General features: G+C 64.0%; 16 protein-coding genes, 1 tRNA gene and 1 pseudogene. 2 read left to right on the top strand and 16 right to left on the bottom strand.

Annotated features, from left to right (window positions below):
* Positions 1 to 108 precede the first annotated feature (108 nt).
* The 8 genes from F4827_RS33555 to F4827_RS33520 form a co-directional block, all read right to left on the bottom strand.
* Positions 109 to 1,821: a dihydroxyacetone kinase family protein gene (locus F4827_RS33555; RefSeq protein WP_183733164.1), complete on the bottom strand. Its 1,713-nt coding sequence runs from the start codon at positions 1,819 to 1,821 to the stop codon at positions 109 to 111.
* 155 nt (positions 1,822 to 1,976) lie between these two features.
* Positions 1,977 to 2,873: an alpha/beta fold hydrolase gene (locus F4827_RS33550; RefSeq protein WP_183733161.1), complete on the bottom strand. Its 897-nt coding sequence runs from the start codon at positions 2,871 to 2,873 to the stop codon at positions 1,977 to 1,979.
* Between the two features lie 75 nt (positions 2,874 to 2,948).
* A complete protein-coding gene (gene mhpT / locus F4827_RS33545) occupies positions 2,949 to 4,187 on the bottom strand; it encodes a 3-(3-hydroxy-phenyl)propionate transporter MhpT (RefSeq protein ID WP_183733158.1) in 1,239 nt (412 codons plus the stop codon).
* A 115-nt stretch (positions 4,188 to 4,302) separates the two neighbouring features.
* A complete protein-coding gene (mhpE, locus tag F4827_RS33540; RefSeq protein WP_183733155.1) occupies positions 4,303 to 5,328 on the bottom strand; it encodes a 4-hydroxy-2-oxovalerate aldolase in 1,026 nt (341 codons plus the stop codon).
* 4 nt (positions 5,329 to 5,332) lie between these two features.
* Positions 5,333 to 6,283, bottom strand: a complete 951-nt coding sequence (locus F4827_RS33535; RefSeq protein ID WP_183733151.1) for an acetaldehyde dehydrogenase (acetylating) — start codon at positions 6,281 to 6,283, stop codon at positions 5,333 to 5,335.
* A gap of 27 nt (positions 6,284 to 6,310) precedes the next feature.
* Positions 6,311 to 7,099, bottom strand: a complete 789-nt coding sequence (gene mhpD, locus F4827_RS33530; protein WP_183733148.1) for a 2-keto-4-pentenoate hydratase — start codon at positions 7,097 to 7,099, stop codon at positions 6,311 to 6,313.
* Between the two features lie 14 nt (positions 7,100 to 7,113).
* Positions 7,114 to 8,067, bottom strand: coding sequence for a 3-carboxyethylcatechol 2,3-dioxygenase (locus tag F4827_RS33525; protein ID WP_183733179.1), 954 nt, complete (start codon positions 8,065 to 8,067; stop codon positions 7,114 to 7,116).
* A 25-nt stretch (positions 8,068 to 8,092) separates the two neighbouring features.
* Complete coding sequence (locus F4827_RS33520) at positions 8,093 to 9,928, bottom strand: bifunctional 3-(3-hydroxy-phenyl)propionate/3-hydroxycinnamic acid hydroxylase (RefSeq protein ID WP_183733146.1); 1,836 nt, start codon at positions 9,926 to 9,928, stop codon at positions 8,093 to 8,095.
* Positions 9,929 to 10,071: 143 nt separating this feature from the next.
* Between F4827_RS33520 and F4827_RS33515 the strand changes: the two genes are divergently transcribed.
* Complete coding sequence (locus F4827_RS33515; RefSeq protein ID WP_183733143.1) at positions 10,072 to 10,884, top strand: DNA-binding transcriptional regulator; 813 nt, start codon at positions 10,072 to 10,074, stop codon at positions 10,882 to 10,884.
* Positions 10,885 to 10,968: 84 nt separating this feature from the next.
* Positions 10,969 to 11,045, top strand: a tRNA-Val gene (locus F4827_RS33510).
* Between the two features lie 142 nt (positions 11,046 to 11,187).
* Here F4827_RS33510 and F4827_RS33505 read toward each other — a convergent pair.
* From F4827_RS33505 to F4827_RS33470, 8 genes and pseudogenes are all read right to left on the bottom strand, one after another.
* Positions 11,188 to 12,096 carry a glutamate/aspartate ABC transporter substrate-binding protein gene (locus F4827_RS33505; RefSeq protein WP_183733140.1) on the bottom strand — a complete coding sequence of 303 codons (909 nt, stop codon included), beginning with the start codon at positions 12,094 to 12,096 and terminating at the stop codon, positions 11,188 to 11,190.
* Between the two features lie 46 nt (positions 12,097 to 12,142).
* A pseudogene (locus F4827_RS33500) lies at positions 12,143 to 13,399 on the bottom strand (D-amino acid dehydrogenase); the annotation flags it as partial.
* 78 nt (positions 13,400 to 13,477) lie between these two features.
* Positions 13,478 to 15,097: a methyl-accepting chemotaxis protein gene (locus F4827_RS33495; protein ID WP_183733133.1), complete on the bottom strand. Its 1,620-nt coding sequence runs from the start codon at positions 15,095 to 15,097 to the stop codon at positions 13,478 to 13,480.
* Positions 15,098 to 15,462: 365 nt separating this feature from the next.
* Positions 15,463 to 16,050: a YSC84-related protein gene (locus tag F4827_RS33490; RefSeq protein WP_183733130.1), complete on the bottom strand. Its 588-nt coding sequence runs from the start codon at positions 16,048 to 16,050 to the stop codon at positions 15,463 to 15,465.
* Between the two features lie 291 nt (positions 16,051 to 16,341).
* Positions 16,342 to 17,301: a DUF2950 domain-containing protein gene (locus F4827_RS33485; RefSeq protein WP_183733127.1), complete on the bottom strand. Its 960-nt coding sequence runs from the start codon at positions 17,299 to 17,301 to the stop codon at positions 16,342 to 16,344.
* A gap of 20 nt (positions 17,302 to 17,321) precedes the next feature.
* On the bottom strand, positions 17,322 to 18,626 hold the full coding sequence (locus F4827_RS33480) for a DUF3300 domain-containing protein (RefSeq protein ID WP_409258894.1): 1,305 nt from the start codon (positions 18,624 to 18,626) through the stop codon (positions 17,322 to 17,324).
* Positions 18,627 to 18,928: 302 nt separating this feature from the next.
* Positions 18,929 to 20,287 carry a TAXI family TRAP transporter solute-binding subunit gene (locus F4827_RS33475; RefSeq protein ID WP_183733123.1) on the bottom strand — a complete coding sequence of 453 codons (1,359 nt, stop codon included), beginning with the start codon at positions 20,285 to 20,287 and terminating at the stop codon, positions 18,929 to 18,931.
* Positions 20,288 to 20,487: 200 nt separating this feature from the next.
* Positions 20,488 to 20,919 carry a MarR family winged helix-turn-helix transcriptional regulator gene (locus F4827_RS33470; RefSeq protein ID WP_183733120.1) on the bottom strand — a complete coding sequence of 144 codons (432 nt, stop codon included), beginning with the start codon at positions 20,917 to 20,919 and terminating at the stop codon, positions 20,488 to 20,490.
* Between the last annotated feature and the right edge of the window lie 49 nt (positions 20,920 to 20,968).

The raw sequence follows: 20,968 nt of genomic DNA, 5'->3' as shown, positions 1-20,968 counted from the left end.
TTTCGAGCGTCGTCTCGACATTCATGTTGCGTTGCTGTCCCTAGCTGCTGCCGTTATCTGTTCACGCTTTGTTGATGACTTGTGTTAGCCGCTCTTAGCGACCGCCGCCTATTTCCCCACAAATGGGCCAAGCGCCGCCAGCCAGTACGCCACCGCCACCGCGCCACCATCCGGCGATCCAATCGCGCGCTTGCCCAGATAACTCGCGCGCCCCACGCGCGGATGCATATGCGCCGTCGCCTGCGCGCCGTGCCCGGCGGCGGCCACGGCGGCGCTGAACGCCTGCTGCACCGCCTGCCCGTTCCTCAGCGCTTCCTCGAACGCCTCCACCGCCGGCGCCAATGCATCGATCATCGTCCGATCGCCAGCCTTCGCGCCGCCTAGCTCACTGATCGCCTCGATCGCGCCACGCCACGCCTGCGCCCATTCCTGCGCCGTCGGTTCGGGCGTATCGGCGAGCACGCGTGAAGCGCGCAGCAGCGCCGTGGCATAGAACGGCCCCGAACTGCCCGCGATGGCACGACGCAAGCTTGCCCCCAACGCAGCGAGCGCCTGCGGCGCCGTGCCCAGCACCTCCACCGGCAACGCCGACGCCGCATCTGCCGCACGATGCATGCTCGCGCCGAGATCGCCGTCGCCGGCAAGCGCATCAAGCTCGGTCAAGCGCGCCTCGTTTTGCACCAGCGCCTGAGCGACGGCATCCAGTGCAGCCTTCGCCCGCGCCGCCCACGCTGCGCGCGAAGCGTCGAGCGTCTTTGCTACGCATTCCTCATGAATCGCGCCAGACGCGACATCCAGTCGAATGGTCGGATTGATGCAGCCTTTCCCGGGCCATGCATGCGCCTCGGTCGCCGCGTCAAGCAAGGCGAGCCGGCTATCGTCGACGCGCATCAGCGAAATCGAACACCCCGGCATATTGAGCGCCGATAGCAGCGTCCCGGCCCACGCACGCTCCACACGCACTTCGCGACGCCGCAAGCTCGTATAAGCCGCGCGCAACACGATATCGAGTTCCATTTGCGGCGTCGCGCCCAGACCGTTGACGAGCAGCACTACGCGCTCGCCGCGCTGGATGGCCAGATCTTCGAGAACGTTGACGAGCAGCGCTTCGGTCAGTTCGTCGGCGGGCAGCGGCGCGCTGCGCTCCACGCCCTTTTCGCCGTGGATGCCAAGCCCTAGTTCGATCTCGTCGTCGTTGAGCGTGAAGCTCGATTGCGCCATGCCCGGCAGCGTGCAGCCGTCGAGCGCAACGCCCATGGTGCCCAGATTCGCCGCGGCATCGCGCGCGGTCGCAGCCACCACGTCGAGCGATGCACCGCGCGCGGCCGCCGCGCCGGCGATCTTGTGGATCAGCACCGTGCCCGCGATGCCGCGCCGCTGATGCTTCTCCGCGTGTGCGCGCAGTGCGACATCGTCGGCGACGATCACGACTTCGACCGGAATGCCCTGAGCGCGCGCAAGTTCAGCCGCGAGGCCGAAGTTGAGCCGGTCGCCCGTGTAGTTCTTGACGATCAGGAGCGCGCCCTTCGGGCCAGCGGTCGCGCGGATCGCCGCGAGCACCGCATCGGTCGGCGGCGACGTAAACACTTCGCCACACACTACCGCGCTCAGCATGCCCGCCCCTACGTAGCCGCCGTGCGCGGGCTCATGGCCGCTACCGCCGCCCGATATCAACGCGACCGGGCGCGACTGGGGCTCGGGAATATCGCGGCGCACCAGCACGTTTTCATCACCGAGAATGACGACGTTAGGCGCTTGCAGCGCGATGCCTTCGAGCATTTCGCGCACGACGTCCGACGGTTGATTAAGCAGTTTCTTCATGACGTTCCCGATGGATGCGGTTGGACATGCCGTCTATCGAGCGCGCACATGCGGCGTGCATAGCGCACTCAAAGTGCCCGTTCAGTGTACGCCGCTCGTCCAGGCGGCGCGCAGTGGCGTTCCCCCCTGCGCGCCGATACGTCATCAAGGCCCAATCAATGCTGCAGGAAATCCAGCACCATGCGATTGAACGCGTCCGCGTGTTCCCACTGCACCCAGTGACCGCAACGGTTGAACACATGCAGTTGCGCGTTCTGCATACCCGCGAGCAGACGCAGGCCGATATCCATCGGCACGAAGCGGTCGTCGCGGCCCCAGATCACGAGCGTGGGCGCAGCGATCTCGCCAAGACGCGGACCGTAGTCGGTGAACTGTTTCGGATTGGCCGCGAGGCTCTTCACGAAGTTCTCCAGGTGATCGCGGCGCGCGAGCATATTGTCGAGGCGCGCCTGCATCAGATCGTCGGTGATCGAACTCGCGTCGAAGACAAACACATTCATCATGCGCTTGAGGTTCTCGATGGTGGGCTCGCGGTAAAGCCCTTGCAACAGCTTGATGCCTTCGGTGGGCATCGGCGCGAAGTTGCTCGGGCCGCCAGTGCCGCCGCCCATCAGCACGAGCTTGCCAACGCGTTGCGGGTTCGCCAGCGCGAACGCCACGGCGCTATGACCGCCCATCGAATTGCCCAGAATATGCACGCGCTCGATATCGAGCACATCGAGTAGCCCCTTGAGCACGCGCCCGTTGAACTCCGAACGCGATGTCGTGCAGACGACAGGATCGCTCTTGCTCCACCCCGGGCAGTCCATCAGGATCACGCGATAACCCGCCGCGACCAGCGGTTCGACGTTGCGATTGAAGTTGGCCCAACCGCTCGCGCCAGGTCCCGAGCCGTGCAGCATCACGACGGTCTCGCCGTTTGCGCCGTTGCCTGCATTCGATGCGCTCGCACCAGTGTCGTTGTAGTGAATCCGCAGTTCGAGTTCGCCGTCCTTCACGCGAGCGAACTGGCTCGTGGAGGCTTCCGTAATCGTCTGTGCCGTCGAGGTCATGTTGATGTCCTTGCAGTCAAACCCGCTAATCCGTCATGGAGCAGGCGCTTGCCCGCTCCGCCAAAAATGATTGATTCAAACGCCTTGTGCGCCTGCCGCGTCGCGCCGCGCGAATCCGCCCACCACCGTCAATGCCGCGAGCGCCGCGATCACGCACAGCGGAATGCTCGACGCCACCAGCACCGAGGCGCTCTGCCCCAGCGCGAACAATTGTCCCGCCACCAGCGGCCCGAGAATCGAACCCAGCCGCCCCACCGCCACGGCAGCGCCCACGCCCGTGCCTCGCACTTGCGTCGGATACGCGTGTCCCGCCAGCGCATAGAGCACCGACTGCCCGCCCACCAGGAAGAGTCCGCAAAGCAGCCCGCCGCACGCCATCGAACCCGCGCCGCTTGCGCTCGCCAGTGCCGCAAGCGCCAGCGCGATGCCCACATACATGCCGATCACCGTGCGACGACGCCCGAAGCGATCCATGATTGTTGCGATCGCAACAGCCCCGATGCCGCCGCCGATGTTGAACATCATCAGCACGATGTTCGACTGCACGCGCGTGAGGCCGCGCGAAAGCACCATCGAAGGCAGCCAGTTCATCAGGAAATACAGCACGATCAGTGTGCCGAGATAGCTGATCCACAGCGCAATCGTGGTGCGTGCGCGGCCATGACGCCACAACGCCTCGCCGACTGCGGGAACGCTTTCACGCGCCGCCTTTGCCGCGCGCGACGCCACGAATTGATGCGACTCGCGCAGAAACACGCCGAGCAGCGGCACCATCACAATCGGCCCGAGTCCACCGACATAGAACACATCGCGCCAGCTCGTCGGACTCGCTCCCAGCATGCCGATCACAGCCGCGATCGCCGCGCCGAACGGCATGCCGCAATACATGGCGCCCACCGCCGTGCTGCGTTGCTGCGGGCCGGCCGCTTCGGAGCACAACGCGATGAGATTGGGCATGGCCGCGCCCAGCCCGAGGCCCGTCAGGAAGCGCGCGACCAGCAGGCTTTCGAAGTTCCAGACCAGCGTGGTCGCCAGCGAGAACAACCCGAACAACGTGACCGACGCCATCAGCACGCGCTTGCGTCCGAAGCGGTCGGCCAGCCGTCCACCCAGCGCCGCGCCCGGCAATAGCCCGATGGCGCCCGCGCTGAAAGCCCAGCCCATCTGCGACACGGCGAGCGAGAACTCCTTCGCCATCCGCGGCCCGGCCACGCCCGCCGATTGCAGATCCAGCCCTTCGAGCAGGGCAATCGCCAGGCACAAGCCGATGGTCGCCTTGTTGCTGCCTCCGGCAGCACTGATTCGTGACGTCATGTGAAAAGTCTCCAATGTTGGGTGTCAGCCACTCTTTGCGGCGGCTAATCATGTGTATTTCCAGTACGACACAACAACGCCGCGAGTCGCTCGATGCGACGCGCGGCGTTCGTTTTTACTGCGTTACGGCTTTGCTGCGTTGTTTCAAATCCAGCGCCACATCGACGATCATGTCTTCCTGACCGCCCACCATGCGGCGCTTGCCCAGTTCAACAAGAATGTCCACGGCTTTGAGGCCGTACTTTTGCGCGGCCACTTCCGCGTGGCGCAGGAAACTCGAATACACGCCCGCATAACCCAGTGCGAGCGTTTCGCGATCCACGCGTACCGGCCGATCCTGCAAGGGCCGCACGATATCGTCGGCGGCGTCCATCAGCGTGTAGAGATCAGTGCCGTGATTCCAGCCCAAGCGTTGCGCCGCGGCGATGAATACTTCGAGCGGCGCATTGCCCGCGCCCGCGCCCATACCCGCGAGCGATGCATCGATGCGGTCGCAACCTTCCTCCACGGCGACGATCGAATTCGCCACGCCCAGCGAGAGATTGTGGTGTGCGTGCATGCCGGTCTGGGTTTCCGGCTTCAAAATGGCTTTTACGGCACGGAACCGGTCGCGCACATCGCTCATCGTCAGCGCACCGCCCGAATCGACCACATAAATGCAGGTCGCGCCGTAGCCTTCCATTTTCTTTGCCTGAACGGCCAGATTCTCTGGCGTGGTCATATGGCTCATCATCAGGAAGCCGACCGTATCCATGCCCAGTTCGCGCGCGTATTCGATGTGCTGCTTAGAAATATCCGCTTCGGTGCAATGCGTGGCCACGCGCACGATGCGCGCGCCCGCCTCGTAGGCGGCCTTCAGATCGTGAATCGTGCCGATGCCGGGCAGCAGCAGCGTGGCGATCTTTGCGTGCTTCACCACGTCCGCGACGGCTTCGATCCATTCGAGATCGCTATGCGCGCCAAAGCCGTAATTGAAGCTCGAACCCTGCAAACCATCGCCGTGGGCGACTTCGATCGAATCGACTTTCGCGCGGTCCAGCGCGCGTGCGATGTCCTGCACGTTCTGAATCGAGTATTGATGGCGGATGGCGTGGCTGCCGTCGCGCAGCGTCACATCGGAGATAATGAGTTTCTTGCTCATCGCTTTACGCTCCCTGCACGCTCAAGAGCGTTTGCGCCATACGCCCGGCGGTGGCGAGCGCGGCGGAAGTCATGATGTCGAGATTGCCTGCATAAGCGGGCAGATAATGCGCAGCACCTTCCACTTCGAGAAACACCGATGTTTTCAGGCCGCTAAATTGCCCGAGGCCCGGAATATTCAAAGGCGCGCTCGCGGGAATTTCATCGAATTGCACTTTCTGCTTCAGGCGATAGCCCGGCACATAGGCTTGCACCTTCGCCACGGTTTCTTCAATCGAGCGCTCGACGGCTTCGCGGTCGGCCATTGCGGAAAGCGTGTAAACCGTGTCACGCATCATCACCGGCGGCTCCGCCGGATTAAGCACGATGATCGCCTTGCCTTTCGCTGCACCGCCAACGGCTTCGATCGCTTTCGAAGTCGTCTCGGTGAATTCGTCGATATTCGCGCGCGTGCCCGGTCCCGCCGATTTACTGCTGATCGACGCGACGATCTCCGCATAATGCACCTTCGCCACGCGCGACACCGCTGCGACGATGGGAATCGTCGCCTGGCCGCCGCACGTGACCATATTCACGTTGGGCGCGTCGATATGTGCATCGAGATTCACCACCGGCACGCAATACGGCCCGATCGCGGCAGGCGTCAGGTCGATCACGCGAATCGACGGCTTCAGCTTGCGCAGCAACGCATCGTTCTTCACGTGCGCGCCCGCCGACGTCGCATCGAACGCGAAATCGATATCGTCGAATACGGGCAGGCGCGTGAGCCCTTCCACGCCTTCATGCGTAGTCGCCACGCCCAGCCGCGCGGCGCGCGCGAGACCATCGGAGTGGGGATCGATGCCAACCATCGCCGCCATCTCCAGATGCTGGCTGTGGCGCATGATCTTGATCATCAGGTCCGTGCCGATATTGCCGGAACCGATGATCGCGGCCTTGAGTTTTTCGGAAGCCATGTGAAGTCCTGTGTTTCGGCCTGCAATTCAGGCGGTGAAAATCGCGCGAACGCTGCCGAGGCCGTCGATCTGCGCGGTAAAGGTGCCGGGTTCCTTGACGGCGACCATGGGTCCGAGCGCCCCCGTGAGCACCACGTCGCCGGCGCGCAACGGCGAGCCAAGCTGCACCATGCGATCGGCGAGCCACACGGCTGCGTTGAGCGGGTTGCCCAGGCAAGCCGCGCCGTTGCCGCGCGAGAGCACTTCGTGATCGCGCGAAAGCGTCATCGCGCAAGCGCCGAGATCGATCTGCGAGAGCGGCACCGGACGGCTGCCGACGACGAAACGCGCGCTCGACGCGTTATCTGCGACCGTATCGACAAAGCGGATATCCCAGTTCTGGATGCGGCTATCGACGATTTCGATTGCCGCCAGTGCATACGCACTCGCACGCAGAATATCGACGAAGGTGTGCTTCTCATGCGTGAGATCGCGTTCGAGCACGAGCGCAATTTCCGCTTCCACCTTCGGCTGGATCAGTTGCGCGAGCGGGACCGGCTCGCCGTCGCCAAACGCCATCGACGCGAACAGCGCCCCGAAATCGGGCTGATCCACGCCCAGTTGTTTCTGCACCGCAAGCGAGGTGAGGCCAATCTTGCGGCCCACGATGCGCTCGCCGTTCTGCACGCGCAGATCGACATTGGCTTGCTGCACGGCATAGGCAGTGGCGATATCGCCGATGGCGATCTGCCCGCGCACGGGTTCAATCACGGCGCGCGAGGCTTCCGCTTCGCGCAGACGCGCGGCCAGCGCCGCGATGAGTTTCGGATCGGTCATTGCGTTCTCCTGGTTCAATACGCCGAAGCCGCGTGCGCGGGCGTGGCATGCATGGTGGCGAAACCAGCGATCCATTCGGGAATCGCACGGTAATAATCGAGCGATGCGCGATAAGGACCGTGGGCCGCGAGCGCGCCAAACGCCGCCACCCAGGTGCGGATTTCATGCGCCGACTTGCCGCCGTCGCGCGTGATCGCGGCATTCGTCATGCCGTCCACGGCAGTCAGTTCGCCTGAGGCGAGCTGTTCGAGAAACGCGCGATCCCATTGCGGATTGAGCGGATGCAGGTGGCTATCGCCCTGCGTGAAGGCCCGCGCGGCAGCCACGGTGCGCGTCTGGCGTGCATCACGCGACTCCTCGGATGGGTTGCGGCCCGCAATCAGGCGCTCGGCAATTTCAGGCGTCGCGCCGAAAAGTTCAGGCACGGGCGGCTCGTGAGAAATGCCGCCTGAGCCCACCACCAGCACACGCTTGCCCGTACGCACCATGAAGCGCCCGATGGCATCGCCCAGCAGCCGCGCGCGGCGCAGCGTCGCCAGCGGCGGCGCAACGGAATTGATGAACACGGGAATCACGGGGTAGCGATCCAGGCTGCCTGTGAGCACTTCGAGCGCCTGCGCGCAGCCGTGATCGACCTGCATGCGATACGACAACGCTACGTCGATATCTGCGGCGAGCACGCTTTCCGCGAGCGCGTAAGCCAGGTCTTCGGGCACCGGCAGCGCACCCGCGAGGCTCTTGAAATCGCCAATCGATTGAGCCCTGGCGCCGATGCAGAACGGCGGCATCACGTCATAAAAGAAGCCGTTGAAATGATCGGGTGCGAACGCAACGATCAGATCGGGCCGGAATGCCTCGACGCGTGCGCGCGCTGCGCGGCCCACGCGCTCCACTTCGGCCACCACCTCCGGCTGCGGATCGAAGTAGCCGTGCAGCGGCGTGTGCGAAAGGCATTCGAGGTGAATCATGCTGGAATTCACGTGCGGCTCCTGCTCAGGCGGCTTCCACGATCGCGACGTTGGCGCGCGCGGGACGATGCGGCAAAGCCGCTTCGCGCATGGCGCTATCGGTCATCCCTAACTTGCCGGCCAGTTCGACGATGGCCTCCGAGACCTGCTGCGGCGAGCACACGCCCGCCACGAAGCGATCCGGGCGCAGCAACACGACCGATTCCGGCAAGCGACTGAACCAGTCCTTGAGACGCCCTTGCACATCGCCGAGCGCGAGCACGCCTGCGGGCACGTCATCGGCGTAATCGAGCTGCACGTCGGGTTTGGCCAGCACGAAGCGGGCGCCCAGGCGCTCACACAGCGCACGCGCCTGCAGCGTGAGTCCGAAGGTTGGGTCCGCGCCCCACGCAAGCACTGCGAAACCATTGCCGATCGCATCGTCGAGCCGCATGACGCGGCCATCGCTCAGGCGCACGCGCGGCTGGATAAACATGCGGCCCACCGGCGACGCCGCGTGCGGATCGCGCCCATAGGCCATGCGTCCGAGCAGCGAATCGCGCTTCTGGCTCATCAAACCCAGCAAGCGGCCCGGCGCCGAATCGCCCGCGCGTTCGAGCCGGCGCGCCAGCCATCCGCCCGTCGGCCTGGGCGGCGGCAGCAGCACGACGCCCGCTTCGTAACGCGGCATCGGCTTGAAACGCATCTCGACGAAATAGCGTTTCACCGCCGGGAACACGTTCATCGACTTCACGAATGCATCGCGAAAACGTGCACCCAAACCTGTGTTGGGCGCGAAGATATCGCCCGCGACTTCGGAAAGATGAATCATCGAACGCGCATGCGCGCGGCGCTCGACGGTATAGGTGTCGAGCAGACGGCCGTCGGCGAGGCCCTTCACGACCATCGCGAGTTTCCAGCCCAGATTGTTGGCGTCGCGAATGCCGCTGTTGTAGCCCTGACCCTGCCACACCGGCATGATGTGCGCAGCGTCGCCCGCCAGCAGGATGCGATCCACGCGGAAGGTTTCGGCCAGACGCGCGTTATGCGTGTAGACGCGCTTGCGGATGGTGTCGACCTTGTCCGGGTCCGCCACCACCTTGCGGATCAGCGCGGCCAGGTTGTCGGGCTTCGAGAGTTCTTCCTCGGTCTCGCCGGGCATCACCATGAATTCGAAGCGACGAATGCCGTGCGGCAGCGCCGCCGACACGTACGGGCGCTCGTGATCGCAATGCATATAGATATGCGGCGAGCCGATCGGATCGTTGCGCACGTCCACCACGATCCATTGATTCGGCTTGGTGCGGCCTTCGAACGGCACGTCGAGCGCGCGGCGCACAAAGCTGTTGCCGCCGTCCGCGCCCACCATCCAGGCGGCGCGTATCGTGCGGCGCTCGCCGCGGGAGTCGGTCACGTCGATGGACACGCCCTGTGCATCCTGTACGAAACCATTCACGCTGGTGCCCAGCAGCACTTCCACCTGCTCGAAGCGCGCGAGTCCTTCGTAGAGCACGCGATCGGCGAGCGGCTGAATAAAGGCGTTGCGGCGCGGCCAGCCGAATTCGTCGGTGCGCGGCTCGATGGATGCAAAGCAATGGCCGTCCTTCGTGACGAAGCGCATCCAGTGATCGGGCGTGGTGTGCGGCAACAAGGCATCGACCACGCCAACCGACTGGAATACGCGCAATGCTTCGTCGTCCAGACCAATCGCACGTGGATAGTCGATAATCTGTTCGAGCTTTTCGATGAGCGTGACGCGCACGCCCTGCAGACCGAGGATATTGGCGATCATCAGGCCGACGGGGCCTGCGCCGATGATGGCGACGTCGGTGGCGCGCTCGCGCACGCGCACAGCGTCGGCTGATGCAGCAGGGGTGTTCATGTTGTCTCCATGTCAGTCGCCCTTTATCGGGGCGATCTCGTGCAAGGCATGGAAGCGAGTCTAGAGTCGCCGCGACGCGCTCTCAACAATTTGAGAGAAATGTGCATAGAATGCACACAGTTGATTTAAAAGAGATTTTTTGAATGACAAAGTATGCAAACGTGCGTGGCCTCGCACGCGGCCTGCAAGTGCTGCGGGCGCTCAACGCGATGGAAAACGGCCGCGCGACGAGCCAGCAGCTCAGCGACGCCACCGGCCTGCACCGCACGACGGTGCGCCGTTTGCTGGAGACGCTGGTGGAAGAAGATCTCGTGCGGCGCAGCGCGTCGGACGACAGCTTCCGTCTGACGATGAACGTGCGCGCGCTGAGCGAAGGCTTCACGGACGACGAACTCATCGCCACCATCGCGCCGCCGATCATGGGCCAGATGATGCAGCGGGTCGTGTGGCCATCGGATCTCACCACGCCCGACGGCGAGGCGATGATCATCCGCGAGACCACGCATCGCTTCAGCCCGCTCTCGTTTCACCGCGCGATGGTGGGCCGCCGTCTGCCGATGCTGCTCACTGCCGCGGGCCGCGCCTATTTCGCCCATTGCCCCGAGGCGCAGCGCGAAGACATTCTCGACATGCTGCGCGCGGGCGCGGGCGGCGAGCAACAGCAGAAGCTGGCCGGCGACGCCGCCTTCGTGCGCAATCTCGTGCGCCAGACGCTGGCCGATGGCTTTGGTTCGAATCATGGCGACTGGGCCGACCAGCGCAAGATCGGCGCACTCGCGGTAGCGATCGGCGCGCATGGGCGCGTGATCGCCAGCCTCAACATCATCTATCTGGAGCAGGCGATCAATCCGGCGGAGGCCGTGCGGCGCTTCGTGCCCGAATTGCAGCGCGCGGCGCAGGAGATGGAAACGGCGCTTGAAGCAGCGGAGGACGGCGCGAAGCGCGCGACCTCATAAAGGTCGCCCTCAAACCTTTTTTCAACATTTTGCGAAAAGGGCTTGCAAGGCTTCGATACCCTCTCTATAATTCGCGCTCTCAACAGGCTCGTAGCTCAGTTGGTTAGAGCACCACCTTGACATGGTGGGGGTCGTTGGTTCGAATCCAATCGAGCCTACCAACGAATATGCAGTACCGCGCGGCTCAGTTCGCCGCGCAATGACAATGCCGCAGTCCTTCACAGGAATGCGGCATTTTCCTTTTTAGGCCTGCAAATGCAGGGCTAAAGCAATCTCATGCGCAGGCCCGCATCAATCGAGCGCCTAATCGAGCGCCCTATCGTTCGGATGCGCGAACAGGTCCTTCATCTGCTGCGAAAGCGGATAGTCGAGATTCATGCCGGTCGGCGGAATCGGCTGCGTGAACCACTTCGTGTAGAGCTTCGCCATCTCGCCCGAGGTCTGCATCTTCGCGACCGTTTCGTCGACGAGCGCCTTGAACTGCGGATCGTCGCGGCGCAGCATGCAGGCGTAGTTCTCCGAAACCGGGGGCGTGCCCGTCACCACGTAATCCTGCGGATTCTTCGTCTTCGCGCGCTCGCCATAGAGCAGCGGCTCATCCATGACGAAGGCCACTGCCCGCCCCGTCGTCACGTTGAGGAACGATTCAGCGTGATCCTTGGCGCTGATGATCGTCATGTTCATGTGCTTCTCTTCGTTCATCTTGCGCAGCATGCGTTCATCCGAAGTGCCCGCCGTGGTCGCCACGGTCTTGCCCGCCAGATCAGGGAAATCCTTCACGCCCGAGTCCTTGCGGGTGATAAAGCGAATGCCGTACAGAAAGATGCTGTTCGAAAACGCAGCCTGATTCTGGCGCTCGAACGTATTGGTGGTCGAACCGCATTCCAGGTCGATGGTGCCGTTCTGCATCAGCGGAATACGATTCTGCGAGGTGATCGGAATCGTTTTGACCTTGAGGCCGGGCGTGTTGGTCTTCTGCTTGACCGCATCGACGATCTTCAGCGCAATCTCCTGCGAATAGCCAATCACGTTCTGGTTCTGGTCGTAATACGAAAACGGAATCGACGATTCGCGCGTACCGAGCACGATCACGCCGCTGTCATGCACTTTCTTGAGCGTGCCCGCGAGTTCGTCGGCGTGCGCCGCGGCCGTTATCGTGGCCAGTGTCGTGAAGCCCAGTGCCAGCGCCGCGTTCGTCCTGATTGTGTTCATCGTGCTCTACTCCCAGCGTGTTGTGAAAACGAGGTGAGAAAAACGTTCAGCGGCCCGGCGCGAACGCGTCGCCGTTGAGCGGCAAGGTGCGCTGCGCGATCAGATCGGCCATTAACTGGGCACTGCCGCAGGCGAGCGTAAAGCCCAGCGCACCATGCCCCGTGTTCATCCATAAATTGCGAAATTGCGTTGCGCCGATCAGCGGCTTACTGTCTGGCGTAGCGGGCCGCATGCCGGTCCACGTCTGCGCGGCGCGGTAATCGCCCGCATCGGGAAAGGTCTCGCGCGCCTGGCGCGTGAGCAAGGCGATGCGCGCCTGATCGGCTTGCGCGCTCATGCCGTTGAGATCGACCATGCCCGCGATACGCAGGCGCTCGCCAAGCGGCGCGTAGACCACCTTGTGATGCGCGTCGGTGACTGACAGGCGCGGCGCGCCCGGGGCACGCGCCGTCGGCAGCGTGAGGCTGTAGCCCTTGAGCGGATACATCGGCACGCGCACGCCAAGCGAATTGAGCAAGGGCTGACTCTGCATGCCCAGACACACGACGAAAGCATCGGCTTCGATGTCGCCCGCCGACGTCACCACCGCTTCCACTGTCTTGCCTTTCGTTCGCAGTCCGGAAAATTGCGTGGCGAGACGCAGATCCACACCATCGCGTTGGGCTGCGCGCGCAAGGCCGCGCGTGAAGCGGTCGCAATCGCCGGCTTCTTCGCCCGGCGTGTGAATGCCGCCCGCAATCTCGCCGCTGATATGCGCCAGCGCCGGTTCAAGCGCGACGCACGCCGCGCCATCGAGCGCATGCTGTTCGCAACCCAGTTGAGCCTGATAGTCGGCCTGGCGGCGCGCGCCCTCGAAGCCGCCCTGATCGCGAAACACCACGAGCTTGCCGTTGCGCACGTAGTCGAAGTCGATGGTTTCGCGCGCAACGATATCGTGCATCAGACGTTGGCTCAGAAAACCCAGCCCAAGCAATTGCGCCGTGGTGGCGCGACTGCGCTCGCGCGTGCAGGCGCGCAGGAAGGCCACGCACCAGTGCAATTGACGCGGGTCCAACCGCGGCACGAAACGCAGCGCCGCGTCGCGCGAAAAGAGCCATTGCGGCAGCTTCGGCAGCACCGATGGATCGGCCAGCGGCGCCACGTAGTTGTAGCTCAACTGGCCGCCGTTGGCGTGGCTGGTCTCCTGCGCCACGTTTGAATGACGCTCGACGAGCGTCACCTGATGTCCATCGCGGGCCAGAAAATACGCGGTCGTGACCCCGATCACCCCGCCGCCCAGCACGCAAATTCGCATAGCCCGTTGTTTCCGCTTTCTGTGTTCCTTCCAGTCTCGCCGGGCAAAAAAAGGAACTCAATGGCGAATCGAACGGGGGATATAACCTCAGGTTAAGGCGAGCGCGCCCACGCCGGCGGCTTCGTGGCCGCCATGCGCCACTGCGCGCGCGGCCGCGCCATCGGCCAGATGGAACACGGAAACGGCTTCGCGCAGCGCATCGGCCTGCGATTCCAGCGACTGCGCCGACGCCGCCGCCTCCTCCACCAGCGCCGCGTTGCGCTGCGTGACCTCGTCGATCTGCGCGATAGCCCGATTGACCTGCTCGATGCCGTCGCTCTGCTCGCGCGTGGCCGCCGTGATCTCGCCCATGATGTGGCTCACGCGCGCAACGGCGTCACGCGCCTCGCCCATCGTATGACGCGCTTCCTCGACCAGACGCGCGCCCGTGCCCACTGTCGCCACCGACGCGGCGATCAGTTCCTTGATCTCCTTGGCCGCCGTACCCGAGCGCTGTGCGAGGCTGCGCACCTCCTGCGCCACCACTGCGAAGCCGCGCCCTTCCTCGCCCGCGCGCGCCGCCTCGACGGCTGCGTTGAGCGCAAGGATATTGGTCTGGAACGCGATGCCCTCGATGATGCCGGTGATTTCTTCGACCTTGCGCGACGACGACGAGATGTCGCTCATCGTCTCGTTCACGCGCGCGACCACGTCGGCGCCGCGCGAAACCGTGCTGAGCGCACCCTGCGCGAGACCGCTCGCTTCCTGCGCGCCCGCCGTGTTCTGGCGCACCGCCGCCGAAAGTTGCTCCAGGCTCGCGGCGGTTTCCTGCAGCGCCGCCGCCTGCTGCGACGTGCGGCTCGACAGATCGACATTGCCCGCCGCGATCTGGTTGGCGCCCAAGGTGATTTCCTGCGTGCTGCCGCGCACGCGCGCGACCGTGCCGATCAGCGCTTCACGCATCTGCGCCAGCGCGCCGAGCAGTTGGCCCATTTCGTTGCTCGAACGCACGCGCACATCGACGCTCAGGTCGCCGGCGGCGATGCGCTGGAAGTGGCGTATCGCCGTATCGACGGGCTTGACCACCGCCGCAGCCAACCCGCCGCGCGCGATCAGGCCGATCGCCACGCCCACCGCGCCGATCACGGCGAACACGATCAGCGAAAAACGAAAGCGCGTCGCCGCCGTTTCGGCATTGCGCTGTTCGCGCGCCTGCTGCCAGTCCTCCAGCGCGTCGATGGCCTTTGCATAGGTGCCGTAATAGCGGTCGGCGGTTTCGCCCTGGATCGTGCGGAAGGTGTTGAAGTCGTTGTCCACGAGCGCCTTGTACTCGGGTTCGAGCGCCTGCTCGACGAGCGCCGTGCGCGCCTGCGCAACGGTATGCGCGAGACGCGCCTCGTCGTCATCGGCGAACGGGCCGGCGCTGTAGGTCGCGAAATCCTTGTTCGAATCGGCAAGGATCTTGTGCGCCTGATCGAGCATGCCGTCGGTGGACTTGCCCACGCTGAAGAGCGTCTCGTAGCCGCCCAGCGCGAGACGCACCTGCAGGAGCCGCTCGGAACTGGTCTTGAGCGCGGCGAGCGACTGCGCGCTGCGCTGGGTGTCGAGCAGGCTCTCGTTGGTCAGCTTCAGCGCGCCATAGGCCACGCCGATCACGACCAGCAAGAAGGCGACGAAGATGCCGATGACGAGGGTGAGCCCTCCGCGAATCGTGATGTTTCTGAGCATGTGGTCCGGTCTCCTGGCGTATGGGTCCGCGATCGCTTTGGTGGGCGTCGCTTTTTTGCGTCTACTTTGTGTGACTTCTTATGTTGCGCATTCGTGCTCTTCGTCTCGTCCTATCGGCAGGAGCACGCGGACGTTGCATAGGGGATATCCATGAGAGCGCAGGACGACCGAACCAGGCGATGCTCCAACGAATTACTTCTGATAATTCGATAGATTATATTAATTACAAAAACTGTCTTAATCGAGACGCCGAGGCGCGTCTTTCGATTCCTGTAGGCAGGACGGTTCACGCCAAATAGAAAGGGCAAGGCCACGACGGCCTTGCCCTTTTTCGTTGCACGGTCTTCAGGCGAGGCCCAGACCGATCAGATCTTCAAACGCGTAACCTTGGTGCCCGCGAGCGAGACGTCCGCCATCAGGCCGGCGTTGGTCAACACGAAGACTTCGACCGGGTGCGTTGCCGTGTTGGTATCGACCGCGCCGTTCGCGCCGATCGTCACGAGCGCGACCGAAGCGTCCGCGCCCGCTGCCCAGCCGTCGGTGCTGCGGAATTTGTCCAGCGCATCCTGGGTCATGAAGCAGAAGATGACGGCCTTCGACTGCGCGCCGGCCTGCAGGCCGAACGAGCCGGACACCGTGCTGTAGTAGCCGGTCGTCGCGCCGCCCACGCGCAGCGAACCTTCGCCGTATTGCGCGCCGACGATAAAGCCCGCCTGCAGCACCGACGGGAACACCAGCACGCCGCGCGACTTGGCGACCAGCTCGCGCGAGCCCTTGACGGTCGAATACAGCTTCGTCATTGCGTCGTCGACATTGGCGTCGATCGACTGGCGCTTCGACATATCCGTCGCAGCGTTGGAGGTGTTGCCCGGCGTAGTGGTGCAGCCTGCGAGCGCCATACCGCCGGAGGCAAGCGCTACGGCTGCCGAAAGCATGAAGTTGCGTCGTTGCATGTCGTTATCTCCACACGAATAAGAGTTTGCGCAGGGATACAGCAAACGACGTGCCCGGCATCGATCCGGCCTCGCTTTCACCCTCTCCCCAGCCGCAAAGTGGAGGCGGCTGCGCGCCGTCAGCCCCCACTTCCAGCCGATTGTGCCCGATTTACACGTCAAGAGCGTTCAAGCGTTGCAAACCTGGCCAGCGGCAACGCAATGAACAGAACATACAAAAAGAAAGGCGCCCGAAGGCGCCTGCTGCAAAAACACCGTGTATGCGCTACACGGCGCGCCAGCACTTGACGCTCAGGGCGCCGTGGCCTGCCAGGACGGATCGGGATCGAAGCTCTTGAGCGCGGCGGCCGCTTTCGCGCCGTTCGGCCCGAGGTCCTTCTGGTACAGCTTGCCGTCCTGATTGACGATAAAGCTCATCACCCCCGTCTTGCCGTACTGCGCCGGCCAGGCCACAAGAGCAAAGCCGTTGGTCAGTTGGCCAGCTTCCAGGTAGCTGCGTGCGCCGCCATCCGCATGCGGGCCTTGCGCCGTAAGGATCCGGAAGTGGTAGCCGTGGTAGCCCTCCTGCGGCGTGATCTTCGAATCGTGCGGCATGGTTTCCGCAAGCGGCCCCAGCGGACTTGGGTCCTCGCCGGAGCCCACCGGCCAGTACAGACCATCATGCGCCCCCGGCGTGCTCACGATACGCAGGGCGTAGTGCTGCATGAGCTTGCGATAGTCGTTCTGCGCATCGACGTAGGCCAGCGACGAAAGCATGGCCGCGCGCTCGTTACGGCCGATTCGCCGCGTGAGCACTTCGATCCCGCCTTCGCGTGGGTCGAAGCGCCAGCCGCTGCCGCTCTGCACCAGCGGGACCGGCAGCGTCCAGCCGCTGTCGCCGACGCTCAGATGCGCGCTGGCCTTGCCAGCGACGGGCGTGGCGTCCGGCACGATCTGATGGCCTTTGGCCCACGCGCCGAGGAAGTCGTTGATGTCATCCTCGCCAATGTTCTGGGTGGGAATGAACTGCTGGAAATTGCTGCCGAGCACGTGTTTCATCGCTTCGTGGTCGTTGCTGGAGAGTGCGTCGGTGAAGGCCTGGGCCGCGGCATCGGGCGTGGGATACACGGCCTGCGCCAAGGCCGCGCCCGCGCCGGGTACGGCCAGCAAGGCAGGCGCGGCGAACAGCGCAAACGCCAGCGCCGCGCTGAGCCGGGTGAGCCCGGCAGGCCGCGCGCCTTGCGACGGGCGGCGTGCGTGAGTACGGATCATCGCGAGACTCCTATAGATATTCAACGACGGCCAAAGTGGCGTTCGCCACCGCCACCACCACCCAGGCGAGCGCCGCCGCCACGGTTCTGGAAGGCCTCTCGACTTTGCTGGCCGCGCTGCATATCGGCGCGCGCTCCACCGCCATCCCCGGCGCCGCGCAACGCGTTGTCGCGATTGGCGCTCTGGGCACGGTTGCTGAGGTCGTTTTGCCGGTTGGCGTTCTGCGCACGGTTGTTGAACTCGTTGCCGCGATTGGCGTTTTGCGTGCCGTTCGCACCCGGGCCGCCCGCGCCGGGCCGCGTACCGCCGTGCTGGATATCGTTCAGCCGCTGGCTGGCGTTGCCGTTCATGTTCTGGCCGGTGCGGTTCTGCAAGGTCTGCGCGGCCTGCTGACGCGACTGGTCGTAACCGCGAAACTGGTTGCGCTGACCATTCAGATTCGCGTTGCTCAGGTTCTGATTGAAGTTCTGGCGGCGCTCCACATTGGCGTTGCGATTCCAGTTGGCAGTCGAGCCGTTCGTGTTGATGCGGTTGTTGACGTTGATATTGTTGTAGCGATTGACGTTGATGTTGACGTCGTGCGTGCCCCAACCGAAGCCGCCCCACAGCGAATTCGCCACTGCCACGCCCGCGCCAAAGGCGAGCCCGCTCACGAAGCCCGCGGCGATTGCGTAGCCCGGAGGCGGCGGCATATACACCGGCGGATAGGCCGGATACGGCCACGTGCCATAGACCACGGTGGGGTTGTAGGTTGGCACATAGACCACCTGCGGATTGGCCGGTTCGATCACGATGGTCTGGGTCGTAGTGGTGCTGGACGCAGGTTGCACCACGACCTTCTGCTGCTCGCTCGACTTGAGGTTGCCGGCCTTCTGCGCCTGCGCGCGCAGACGTTGCACGGAATCCATCACGTCGTTCGGCTGCGCGAGAAAGGCATTGCCGATCTGCGCGACCCAGTCGGGCCTGGACGACATCGTGGCCAGCACCTGCGGAAACGCGACGAGCGATTGCACGCTAGGGTCCCAGGGCTGCGAGGCGACCGCCTTCACGGCATCGTCGCCCTGAAGTTTAGGATTGGCCTTGGACCATGCTGCGGCGGACTGCACGTCCTGCGGGAACGTGGCGGCCATGAGCACCTGGGCGAGCAAGGCGTCCGGGTACAGCGCGACCGGCGCGGTGAGCGAATCGAGTTGCTGGCTGGAGAGATGCGCCGCGCTTTGCGCCAATGCGGCAGTGGGCCCGGCAGGCCCAATGTACAGCGGTGCGGCCGCGAGCGCGGCGCATATGAGCCAGGCAGCATGCTGGCGTACACCGGACGGTTTCACGAATCGGCCCTCCTCGTTGCGGGTAGGTCTTTGCGAATGCCCAACTGCGTGTCCAGCAGCGGCATTCCTGCTTGCGGCGCGAAGGTTGGCTTGTGCTTGTGCTTGCGCCCGGATGCCATGCGACGTCGTACAGGTACTAGCGGCAAAATATAGGGGGGCGACTCGTAGTGTCAACCGCCGGTTCGTTAAAGTTTGTCTGTTTTGAAAAGTGGATCAATCAAGCCGATAAAAACGGACTACGAAATAATTCGGGAAGCATTCAATCGACCTTCAGGCACACAGCAAACAACGCGCTTGCATCATCAATGTGTCGCGTTTTGAGGTTGCCGACGCGCGGGCATGAGGTGCATGCGCACGAAGCCCACGTGCTCGCGCAGCACATAGAAAGCATCGGCATACGCGAGCGGCATGCGCAGCGTATTGAGCGACCTTTCGATCTCGTCGAGTTCGTTGATGAGCGCCACGCGCTCCTCCTCGCTCGTGTGTTTGAGCGCATCGCGCTCGATGGCGATCAGCGCGCCGTAGTAGCGATAGATGCGCGAGCGCACGCGCCAGCGATAGAGCGCGGGGATCGCGCGCAAGGCGGGGAACACCAGCACGGCCAGCGGCAGCAGCAAAACCAGCAGCCGGTCCGCGACGCTCGCAAGCCAGAATGGCAGCGTACGATAAAGAAAGCTTTTGCCCGACTTGTAGTAGCGCGTCGCGTCTTCGCTGATGCGGAAATCGTGCGCATCGGGGCTGGGAAACTGGCCCGCGCGCTGCAGCAGACCCGGCACGCCGTTGACTTCGCTCGCGGCTTCGATGATGAGATCGGAGATCGCCGGATGCAGCGTATTGCGCGCGACGATTTCCACCGTCGGCCCGACCAGATGCACGGTTTGCTGCGGCACGCGGCGGCGCAGATCGAGCACGCCCGGCGGCAGGTCCACGCCTTCGAGATACGGGAAAATGCGCGTATAGGCAGACGCTTCCTCGAAGCTCATCACCGAGATACCCGGAATATTGAGCAGCCGTAGCATGAGCGTGCGCGTGGTGGAATCGCCGCTGAGCATGGCGGCATCGGCGCGATCCGATACCAGCGCGGTGGCGGCCTCCAGGCCGTCGAGCGGCAGGAAGGTCGCATCGCCGCCTGGGTCCATGCCGTTCGCGTGCAGCAGCCGCAGCGACAGCTCACGCGTGCCGCTGCCCACGCGGCCAATCGCAATGCGCTTGCCGTCGAGATCGGATAGCTGCGAAAGCCCGTTGCCGCGATAGAACACCACGATGGGCAGATACGCCACGCTGCCCAGCGACATCAGCGTATCGGTATTGATGCCTTGCGCGATGCCGCCTTGCACGAAGGCAAGATCGACATGCGATTTGGGATTGAGCAGGCGCTGGAGATTTTCGACCGAGCCATCCGATTCGAGGATCTTGAGCTTAACGCCGTTGCGCGCGAGGATCGCGCGATAGCCCTCGGCCATCTGCATGAACGAGCTGTCGCGCGGCCCCGCGCTGATGGTGATGGAACGCGGCGGTGCGGGATCGACGAGCCAGACCACCAGCGCGACCACGGCAATACAGAACAGCGCGACCGGCAGCGTGGATAACGCGATGTCGCGCCACGCGGGATGCGAGGGATCGCGCATGAAATGCGGCAGGGGCGGTCGATGTCGTCTCATGAGAACCCGGCGGCGTGGCGTCGAACTCTGGAAACTGCATCATGCCATTTTCGAGACGGATCGGGACGCTGGGGGTTGTGTGGGCTTACCCTGCTGTCGCGACCTTGCAAGCGAAGCCAGCGCAGCGCCAATATCAGGCGTGCGTCGTTCTGAAAGCGCGCTGTTTTTAAAACCCGCAGTTAAACCCCGCTGTTAAAACCTCAAGCCGCCGCCTGGGTAAGCGCGAACAATTCGGCGCGCAAGGCCTTGGCGCGGTCGCGCTTCATGTATTGCTCGAATTCAGTCTGGGCGTCCTGCCAGAGTGCATGCGCCTTGTCGAAGCGCCGCAAGCCGCTTGCCGATAGCCGATAAACCAGGGTGCGCGTATCGTGCCCGGCGGCAGCGGTCAGCACGAGGCCGTCGCGCTGCAAGGGTTTGAGCGCACGCACGAGCGTGGTGCGGTCCATCACAAGTTCATCGGAAAGCTCGGCGGCGGTGGCGTCGGGACGTCCCGCCAGACGCGAGAGGATCGTGAATTGCGCCGCCGTCACGCCCGCCTGCGAAAGATGACGCTCGTAAAGCTGCGTGACGAAGCGCGCGGCCTGCCGCAGCGCAAAACAGTTGCATTCCTCGCGCGTTACTCGCTTCGTCATCGCCGTTCACCTTCGGTTTTGCCTGGTTCGCTTCGTTAGTCAAAGGCGC

Source organism: Paraburkholderia bannensis (assembly GCF_014200455.1).
GTDB lineage: Bacteria > Pseudomonadota > Gammaproteobacteria > Burkholderiales > Burkholderiaceae > Paraburkholderia > Paraburkholderia bannensis_A.
The sequence above is the reverse complement of the archived record's forward strand: the minus strand, read 5'-3'. Positions and strand labels throughout refer to the sequence as shown.

Coding starts and splice junctions, on each gene's coding strand:
- F4827_RS33485 (WP_183733127.1), bottom strand. CDS start 17,301: ATGATCCGTACTCACGCACGCCGCCCGTCGCAAGGCGCGCGGCCTGCC.
- F4827_RS33495 (WP_183733133.1), bottom strand. CDS start 15,097: ATGCTCAGAAACATCACGATTCGCGGAGGGCTCACCCTCGTCATCGGC.
- F4827_RS33490 (WP_183733130.1), bottom strand. CDS start 16,050: ATGCAACGACGCAACTTCATGCTTTCGGCAGCCGTAGCGCTTGCCTCC.
- F4827_RS33520 (WP_183733146.1), bottom strand. CDS start 9,928: ATGAACACCCCTGCTGCATCAGCCGACGCTGTGCGCGTGCGCGAGCGC.
- F4827_RS33470 (WP_183733120.1), bottom strand. CDS start 20,919: ATGACGAAGCGAGTAACGCGCGAGGAATGCAACTGTTTTGCGCTGCGG.
- F4827_RS33475 (WP_183733123.1), bottom strand. CDS start 20,287: ATGAGACGACATCGACCGCCCCTGCCGCATTTCATGCGCGATCCCTCG.
- mhpT (WP_183733158.1), bottom strand. CDS start 4,187: ATGACGTCACGAATCAGTGCTGCCGGAGGCAGCAACAAGGCGACCATC.
- F4827_RS33555 (WP_183733164.1), bottom strand. CDS start 1,821: ATGAAGAAACTGCTTAATCAACCGTCGGACGTCGTGCGCGAAATGCTC.
- F4827_RS33505 (WP_183733140.1), bottom strand. CDS start 12,096: ATGAACACAATCAGGACGAACGCGGCGCTGGCACTGGGCTTCACGACA.
- F4827_RS33525 (WP_183733179.1), bottom strand. CDS start 8,067: ATGATTCACCTCGAATGCCTTTCGCACACGCCGCTGCACGGCTACTTC.
- F4827_RS33550 (WP_183733161.1), bottom strand. CDS start 2,873: ATGACCTCGACGGCACAGACGATTACGGAAGCCTCCACGAGCCAGTTC.
- F4827_RS33535 (WP_183733151.1), bottom strand. CDS start 6,283: ATGGCTTCCGAAAAACTCAAGGCCGCGATCATCGGTTCCGGCAATATC.
- F4827_RS33515 (WP_183733143.1), top strand. CDS start 10,072: ATGACAAAGTATGCAAACGTGCGTGGCCTCGCACGCGGCCTGCAAGTG.
- mhpE (WP_183733155.1), bottom strand. CDS start 5,328: ATGAGCAAGAAACTCATTATCTCCGATGTGACGCTGCGCGACGGCAGC.
- mhpD (WP_183733148.1), bottom strand. CDS start 7,099: ATGACCGATCCGAAACTCATCGCGGCGCTGGCCGCGCGTCTGCGCGAA.